We start from the raw sequence: 8920 nt of genomic DNA on the forward strand, positions 1-8920 counted from the left end.
CTGGACGAGGACGGCGGCCTGATCGCCTCCAACGTCCGTATGCTGGACAAGGACGAGATCTATGTCCAGACCCTGACTCCCGATCGCGTCTACACCAAGAACACCGCCAGCAAGGACGTGTATAAGGACCTGGGTGCCACCGTCTGCAACGAGGCGCGCAACAGCCCCCGCTACACCTGGACCGCTTTTGTGAACGGCGAGCGCGTCGATACCGGCGCTGTCCTGCCTGACTCCAACGACGGCACCAAGTACGTCTACACCAACAAGGGCACCCAGACCGAGATCTACATCGACGACGCCGACCAGACCGTCCGCGTGGTTGAGATCAACTACTATCTGGGCCAGGTCTCCAAGGTGCGGTCCGACGACAAGGGCGAGTACATCACTGTCCGCACCCTGTCCGACGGCGCTGCCCAGCTCAACGACAAGACCTTCTACGCCGAGGGCTGGTCTGAGGACGACTACGTGATCTTCACCATCGACTACGTGGAGGCCGACGACGACTTCATCATCCGTGAGGTCATGGCTCCCACCGAGGTCACCGGCATTGTTGAGCGCGTGGAGAACGACACCGCCAACCTGTCCGGCAATAAGGTCACCGGCGCGACCTACCTGACGATGGACGGCACGAAGTACACCTACTCCGCGGGCGTTGATGCCACTCCCGCCCAGCAGGAGCACATGGTCTACGACCTGGACGATCCCACCAATGTGCCCAAGCACCCCACTCTGAACGAGGAGTACGTGATCTACTGCGATCCTCTGGGCTACATCGTGGCCTACGACAAGGTTGAGGCCGAGTCCAACCAGTACCTGTATGTCGAGGACTCCGACGAGGAGCTGCGCGACTGGGTCGCCCGCATCATCCTGACCGACGCCACCAACCCCAAGGTGGACGTGAACCGGAGCCTGACCGGCACCACCGGCAAGGTCCTGCAGCGGTTCAACCGCACCACCAACGACTTCGTGACCTACAATGATGACGACGGCAACAACGACGTCACCAGCGCGATCCGGTGGGTCATCAACAAGGACACCGCCGGCACCAACCGCACCAACATCGATGGTCTGATCTGGAAGTACTCCGTGAACAGCTCCGGCGTGTACAAGCTGACCTACATCGATCCCGCGGACGCCGACGCGCTGCCCAAGGCTGAGCGCCAGAGCGCCTGGGAGAACGCCGAGATCCACAACGGCAAGGCCTACATCGAGGTTGGCGAGGACAACCTGATCGTGGACAAAAAGACCGTGTTCGTGGACACCATCAACGACAAGGTCTACACCGGCTACGACGAGGTCCCCAACGTGGATGACGCCGACATCGCCTTCGTGGTCAAGAACTACGTGGCCAAGGTCGTGTTCATCCTGGACGGCAACATCTACGACTCCGCCAGCACCTACTTCGTGCTCAACGGCAACACCCGTGTCTCCCTGAAGTACGACGGCGACGAGTACTGGGAGTACGACAAGGCCTATGTCAACGGCGAAAAGACCACGCTGACGGTCAAGTACGGCGCTGACAAGGACAACCCCAACACCTTCCTGAAGGCTGTCAACAACCCCGGCTCCGCCTTCCCCGTGATCTATCAGATCCGCAAGACCACCGGTGACGGCTCCTACATCACCGAGGTCGAGGAGATCGTGCCCGCCACCGCGGACCGTCTGACCCCCTACGCTGTGGCTGACGGCGCCTTCTGGGCCGCCATCGCCGCCAACGGTCCCAGCACCGGCGCCATGCGCGACGAGGACAAGTACAACTTCGACGATGAGACCATCTTTGTGGTCATCGAGCGCACCTTGAAGAAGGACGGCTCCGGCTATGACTGGTCCGTGTTCCCCGGCGACGTGAACGACATGGACGACGACGACACCGGCTTCGACGTGGAGTATGTCCAGGTCCTGAAGAAGAGCGGTGCTGACGACGACCACGCCGAGCTGGTCTACATCTACCGCACCAGCACCGCCAACCCCGGCGGCGCCAGCGCTGGTAAGGGCAAGTACTTCGACTATGAGTCCGTCATCTTCTCCAACGGCATGGGCCGCGTCACCTTGGATGTGGAGCGTCCCGAGTGGCTGGATCACGACGGCAACGGCAACCCGCTGCTGTTCACCTGCGACATCGTGGTCAACGGCCGCGTCTACGTGAACGACTGGACCGGCGATCCCGTGGTCGGCACTCAGACCAACCGGCTTGATCCCGCCCAGGATAAGGGCTCCTTCACTTGGACCGAGGACGGCTTCGATCCCAGCGATGTGATCACCGTGGAGGACTTCAAGTGGACCAACCTGGGTTCTCAGACCTACAAGATCAAGTACAAGAGCTACGATGGTGTGGACCTGACTGTTGGTACTGGCCGGAACGCTGATCTGGTCAAGGGTACTGACACCGCGGAGACCATCAATATCAACGGCACTCCGACCCTGAAGTTCAAGCTGAACGACAAGAAGTACGCCGACGCCACGGTCGACTACAAGACCGAGGGTCTGTATACCGGTACTACCGCTATGACCGGTACGACTAACGCCTCTCTCACTGAGACCGGCGAGGCCGTTGACGTCGGCAGCCTGAACGCCGCCAAGACCGCCGTGGTCCATGACCGCGAGGACTATGTGTACGTCTACATCGACGTGGCCAAGCTGACGGCCGCTGTGTCCAAGTACGACATCTTGCGGGGCGCGGACGTGACTACTAAACAGTTCGGCACGATCGGCGACAATAACGACGGTACGGCTCAGGCCGTGAGCGTGTTCGGCGCCACCGGCTACACTGATACCCTGAAGATCGAGATGAAGCCCGACACCACGGCTGACATCGTCGGCCTTGACAACAATGAGCTCATCACCGTGACGCCCACCATTACTTCCAGCGGGACCAGCCATGCCCAGGCCTACAACGTCGTGATCGAGACCAGCGCCGGCACCCTGACCTTCAAGAACGTCAAAGCCGGCACCCCGGCTGATCCGCAGTACCTGCGCATCGACGGCGATGACATCACCGTCACCAAGATCACCGTCTCTGTGGCGCTTGACCGGGTGAAGGTGAAGAGCGTGTCCCTGAACGGCTACGACATGACCATCGTGTTCAACCAGGGCGTGGTAAAGAGCGGCTCGGCGAAGCTGACGACTACCGAGTTCTCGGACGCGACGAACGCGACTCCCCACAACGAGGCGGCTCACCATGCTGCGAGCAAGATCGAGGCTGTGGAGCACACCGCTGGCAGCGACACTGTGGTGATCCATTTCGACCACACCCTGGCTGATGGAGACGCCATCGCGTTGGCTGGCAGCACGGTCCTGTGCAAGAGCGACACCGCCACCAACTATGCGCTGGACGCTACCGTGTTCTATGTGGTGAGCATGGCTGAGGGTAAGGCCAACTTCGTGGCGGACGTCGCCTGATCGACCCCCTCAAGCACAGAACACACAACTGACCCCTGCGCGGGACCCCGGGCCAACGGCCCGGGGTCCCTTCTTCTCATTTGATGCCGCGGATGATGACCTCCGCTCCCGCCGGGAACGTGAGCGGGCCGCTGTAAGAGCGTGCCCCCCGGGTGAAGGTCAGGGACGTAAGCTGGGAGAACGGGGAGTCGGAGTAGGTCAGCTCTGAGGTGCCGCCGAAGGTCAGGGCGTGGATGAAGGCCGCGCTGTCGTGGCCGGGCAGAAAAACCAGCTCCGTGGGCCCCACCGCGCTGTGCAGCAGGAGGGTATTGTACCCGCCGGTGTTGACGCAGGTGATCGCGCCGCCGTTCATGGTCACGTTGACGGAGTGCTCGTCGATGGTGGAGTACAGGGGGCACTTGAAAAAGACGGAGACGGTCTCCCACTGGCCCCAGTCGATGTCATCCAGGGAAACGGTGAACGAGGACCCGCTTCCCGGCGCGGGGACGGTCTTGATGTGCTGGATGCGGCCCGGTTTGTTTTCCTCCAGGCCGTGCAGCGCCGCGTCGATCTTGGCGTTGTCGGCGTTGAAGTCCGTGCGGACCACCTCGTCCGTGGCCTGCCATTGGGACAGAGAGTAATGTTGCGTGTGGTTGCTTGCCATAAATTTTCCTCCTTATAAAATCCGCCGTTTCGGGACGAATAGCCCCAAAACGGCTTTTTCGCTGTTTTCGCCCCACCCCAAATCCCCCGCGTGGCGAAAATGGGGTCGGGGGGCCCGCCCTGCGGGCTTTTTGGCCTCACCCAGCAGGTTTTGCCCGGCGCGGATTTCCGTCCTCAACTCCCACCGGGGGTAAATGCGGGGCCGTTCCGCCACGCCTGCGGTGGTTTGCTGGCTTTCGCCCCGGTGGGGCGGGGGCCTACCTCTATAAATCCTCGTTTAGGGGCCGGAAGTGGTATGTTTCCATACATTTTATGGAAATCCGGCCCCACTCTGCCCGTTTGCGGGCGGAAACGGGGCGCTTTGGCCCTTTGCTCGTTAGAGCAAGAAAAAAGGGCCGCGCCCCGCCAAAATTGGCAGAGTTCGGCCCGACTTCCAGTAAATGTATGCGAATATACCACTTTTCACCTTTGCCCGCCGTTTTCAGACGGCGGTTTTTTTATTGCCCGGTGGCTCCGCCCCCGGGCGGAGTTTTTGCCCGCCTAAAGGGTGGCAACCTGCCGCGCCCGCAGGGCTTTCCCGGGGGATTCGCCCGTCGGGGGTTTTGCGGGGGTTCCGCCCGCCGGGGCCGCTCCGCCGCGCACGGGGCTTTCCCCGGGAGTTTCCCGCTCTGCGGGGGGCGCTCCGCCCACCGCCCATGCGAAAAAGCAGCCCGCGCCGGGGATTTGGGCGGGGCGAAAACAGCGAAAAAGCCGTTTTGGGGCCAAAACCCGAAAACGGCGGATTTTATAAGGAGGAAAATTTATGGCAAGCAACCACACGACACATTATTCCCTATCCCAATGGCAGGCCACGGACGAGGTGGTCCGCACGGACTTCAACGCCGACAACGCCAAGATCGACGAAGCGCTGAACGGCCTGCGGACGGACGTGGACGGCAAAACGGGCCGCTCTGAGATCATCAGGGAAATCGAGTTGGCGGAGGACACCCAGCGGGCGGTGATCGACCTGACCGGCATGGACTGGAGCCAGTGGGAGTGCGTCTTTTTCTCGCTGGCCTGCCGGTCCAGCATGTCCAACGCGGGCCTGGCCGTCGGCGTGAACGGTTTCAGCGCCTCGGGCCACAGTTCGGCCAGCGGCAGCGCCTTCTACTCCGACTACCCCTCGCCCTTCCTGATGGCCCTGCTGCCCCGGCACCGGCCGGAGAGCCCGGTACAGGCGGTGGTTTTCGCCACAAAGGGCGGGTTTGCCTACGCCGAGTGCACCTTCCGGGAGCTGCGCGACCTGACCATCGCATACAACGCGGACAAGCTTCAAAAGGGGACGAAGATCACCCTCTGGGGGATACGGTGAACAAAAAGGCCCCCCGGGCGCCGGCCCGGGGGGAACCTTTTCTGAGTTGTTTACACTCGGAGGCAATCAAGCAGTCTTGGTGACATTGCCGTTGGCCTGTAGGGTCAGCGTGCCGTTCAAAGTGCTGGTCGCGTACTCAGTGTTCTTGAGCGCAGTCAGGTTGATCGTGTCGCTCGCGTCAAAGTCGTCATCCGTCAGTTCGATGGTGACAGTCTTGCCGTCCTGAGCCTTGCCCGCGGTGCCGGAAGTGTTGTAACTGATTTCGGAGCCCTTATTTTCCCAGTCAACCTTGTAGTTGAAGTTCAGGGTGACCTTGTTCTCCGTCCAGGTGCCGCTCACAAAGTCGAACGCGGCGATGGGCTTGACATGGACCATGTCCTTCGTGATGGTGACGTCGTCGCCCTTCAGGGTGACGGTGCCGATCTTCTGTTTGGAAACGTTGCCGGCGTACAGGATCACAGCCGGATCGGCGGGATCCACGCCGTCGATGGTGATCTCATAGCCCCAAATGTCTGTGGGTCCGCCGCTCAGCGTGGCTTCGATCGACCAGGTGCTGCCGTCGGCCTTGTCGGTCTTGTCTTCGCCCAGGGTCAGGGTGAGCTTGGAGTCATTCTCCGTTTTCACACCGAACTCGGACAGCGCGACAGTCTTGACGCTGGAGACCGTGATGTCGTACAGTTCGGGTGCGGCCACCAGGCCATCCACGTACACCTTCACGTAGTCCTCGCAGGTGGGCGTGGCCTTGCCGGTGAGGGTGGTTTTGCTGGACGTCAAGGTAGTTGCGTCAGTGATCTTGTTGTCAGGATCCTTCTCCTTGATATTGTAGATCGTACCGGTTTGGCCCGCGGAAGCGTAGTTCTTCAGCTGGAGAACGATCCCGGCGCCAGTGGCCCTGACCGCGTCGCTGGTGTCGGTGCCGACATTGACGAGGTTCTCATCGGGAATCACCTTGCCGGTGGCCGCGTCGTAGTACTTGATCAGGATCTTGGTCGGTTTGTACACGGAGGTGTTGGTGTAGTCGAACTTGAAGCCGCTGACCGCCACGTCCTCGTCGCCGAAGAAGCCGTTATCAGTATAACGATCGGTAAGAGTCTTGCTACCAGCGGGAATCGTATCCTTCACAACGACCTCGTCCACACCGTCCACGGCCACGGTGATCTCAAAGGCCAGGTCGGTGGCGGGATCGACGTACTCAGGACGGGTGACGGTGTAGGCCACGCCCAGGTTGCCGTTGCTGCTCATGGAGGCGCGGACACGGTAGTTGTCGGAGTAGGCGTCGGTGTGGTTCTCGGTCTCGGTGTAGTTCTGGTCATACAGGAAGATGTACACCAGCTCGGCGTAACCCTTGTTGTCGTCCTCGGCCACGTAGACGCGGCAGGTATCCACGTTGGCATTACCGATGACCTTGCCGTCCTCGTCCAGAGGCAGGTTGCGCTTGTCCATGCTGACGAACATGTCGTTCAGGTCGCCGTTGCCGATGCTCCAGCCGGTGCGCTTGCCGTTGCGGTCATACTGGGCCTCGACGGTGACAAAGATGGTCTCGTCGTCGCAGTCGTACTTGACCTTGTCGGACTGGGTGTAAACGGGAACGCCAGCCGCGTTGTGCTCGGTGGTCCAGAAGGCGCCGGAGCCCACGGCGGTGACATACTCGAAGTCGTTGTCCTTCAGAGTGGCGATCTTATGGACCTCGGTGAAGTAGCCGTTCTCGTCGCTCTTCACGGCCTTGTACAGGGTCAGAGCGTCGAGGGCGCCGCCCTCCTTGACCCAGTCGTTCTTCGCGGCATCCCAGATGTACAGGGCGTCGTAGTCCACGATCACGGGGGTCTTGTCGCCGTCCACGTAGGCGTTGAAGTACTCCCAGAAGTGGTCGCCGCTCTTCAGGGTCTCGCGCTTGAGGTCGCTGAGCATGAAGTAGACGCTGTTCTCGTCGTAGATATCGCCGTCCAGGATGAACACGATCTTGGCGATGCGGCCGTCCTTGGCGTAGGCGATGTCGGCGTCCTCAACGTTGGGCACCTCGTCGTAGCCGGTGTAGGCCTTGCCGCCGTCCACGTCCACGAACACGGTCTCCTTGTCCACGATGATCACGTCGTCGCCGGCCTCGATGTAGGCGCGGCCGTTGTGGATATCCACGTCGGTGACCTGGGCCTGATCAACATCCTTGGTGCCGTAGCACAGGTGGTCGGGCTCGGTCAGGGAGTACAGGCCGGCGGAGTTGACGGAGTACTCAAAGACATGGCCGTCCAGGTTGGTCTTGATCTTCTGATGCTGACCCGCGGACGTGTTGCCGTCGGCGTCCAGCCAGACAACGGACTCAGTGCCGGTGGTGTTCTTCTTGTAGGTGCTGCCCTTCATGGAGACCTTCTGGGTGGAGCCGTCAGCCAGGACGACCTTCAGCTCCCAGTCGCCCATCTCCTCGTCGGAGTCCTTGACGTACAGGTAGTTGACGGTCTTTTCGCCGGCCTCCTCAAAGGCCACCACGTAGCCGTTGGGATCCATGTACAGGACGTAGTCCACGTTCAGGGCGGGGTGAGCCAGCTTGTTCATGTTGGCCAGGTCGTAGACCATGTGCTGCTGCTGGTTCTTGGGATCCTCGCCGTGGGAGTAGGTGTACTTCTCGCCGTCAGCGCGCAGGTAGGTGGCACCGGTGTCCTTGTCCTGGTCCACGCGGGTCACGTTGGCGGTGACGGTCACGGGGGCGAACACCTCGCCGATGACGTAGGCGTCGTCGTCCTCGTCGAAGTCGGCGGTGTAGATCACGTAGTCGCCCTTGGCGAACTCGGTGGTGTAGAAGGTGCGGTCATCCAGCGGGGAGCCGTTGGACATCTCCTTCACGGTGATGAAGTCGCCGTCGTCGTCGGTCTTGACGTTGGCCACCTGGCCAATGTAGTAGTTGATCTCGATCACATCGACGCGCTGGGTGTCGTCGTCCACGTAGATCTCGGTCTGGGTGCCCTCGTTGGTGTAGGTCCAGCGCTCAGCGGAGGAAGCGGAGGGACGGACCACGGAGGCCTCAGCGCCGTTGACGTAGGCGGACCAGCCGTAGGTCTCGACCACGGTGCGGCCCAGGTCCTTATACACGTCGCGGTTCTTGGTGTCGGCGGTGTAGACGTAGTCGGGGGCGTTGGGAACGGTGATGATCTGGTCCTTCTCCTGCATCCGGACGCGGTTGGCGATCAGGCCGCCGTCCTCAGTCAGGTCGTCGGTGCGGGTGACCACGCCGGTGGCGGTAGCGGCCTTGTCAGAAACATAGCTGCCGGTGCCCCAGGTGGTGGCGGGACGCTTGTAGATGTCCTGCATGTCGGACTTGTAGACCAGGTCGAAGTTCTTGTAGCCCAGGGTCTCCAGGTAGTTGAACTCGTAGGAGTAGGTGATGCCCTGGTTCTCGTTGTAGTACACGCCCAGCAGCTCGTTGTACTGCACGGGCACGCACTTGGTCAGCGCGTTGAAGACCATGACAGCCACGTTGTCGCGGGTCAGGGGCTGCTTGGCACTCAGGGACAGGTTGCCGTACAGGCCCAGGCGGGT

General features: G+C 61.3%; 4 protein-coding genes. 2 read left to right on the forward strand and 2 right to left on the reverse strand.

Annotation, left to right across the window (positions count from 1 at the left end):
• Window positions 1–3399 (forward strand): hypothetical protein (locus Q0Z71_RS16905; RefSeq protein ID WP_298025313.1); only part of this gene is annotated, 3399 nt, incomplete at its 5' end.
• Window positions 3400–3475: 76 nt separating this feature from the next.
• Here the strand turns inward: Q0Z71_RS16905 and Q0Z71_RS16910 are convergent.
• The gene (locus tag Q0Z71_RS16910) at window positions 3476–4042 is read right to left on the reverse strand and encodes a hypothetical protein (RefSeq protein WP_298025316.1); all 567 of its coding nucleotides are present in this window, start codon (window positions 4040–4042) and stop codon (window positions 3476–3478) included.
• A gap of 801 nt (window positions 4043–4843) precedes the next feature.
• On the opposite strand from Q0Z71_RS16910, the gene Q0Z71_RS16915 reads away from it, so the two are divergent.
• Window positions 4844–5392: a hypothetical protein gene (locus Q0Z71_RS16915; RefSeq protein ID WP_298025319.1), complete on the forward strand. Its 549-nt coding sequence runs from the start codon at window positions 4844–4846 to the stop codon at window positions 5390–5392.
• Window positions 5393–5458: 66 nt separating this feature from the next.
• Here Q0Z71_RS16915 and Q0Z71_RS16920 read toward each other — a convergent pair.
• On the reverse strand, window positions 5459–8920 hold a 3462-nt coding region (locus Q0Z71_RS16920; protein ID WP_298025322.1), incomplete at its 5' end, for a hypothetical protein.

The organism is uncultured Dysosmobacter sp. (assembly GCF_947631635.1).
In the GTDB taxonomy this organism is placed as follows: domain Bacteria; phylum Bacillota; class Clostridia; order Oscillospirales; family Oscillospiraceae; genus Oscillibacter.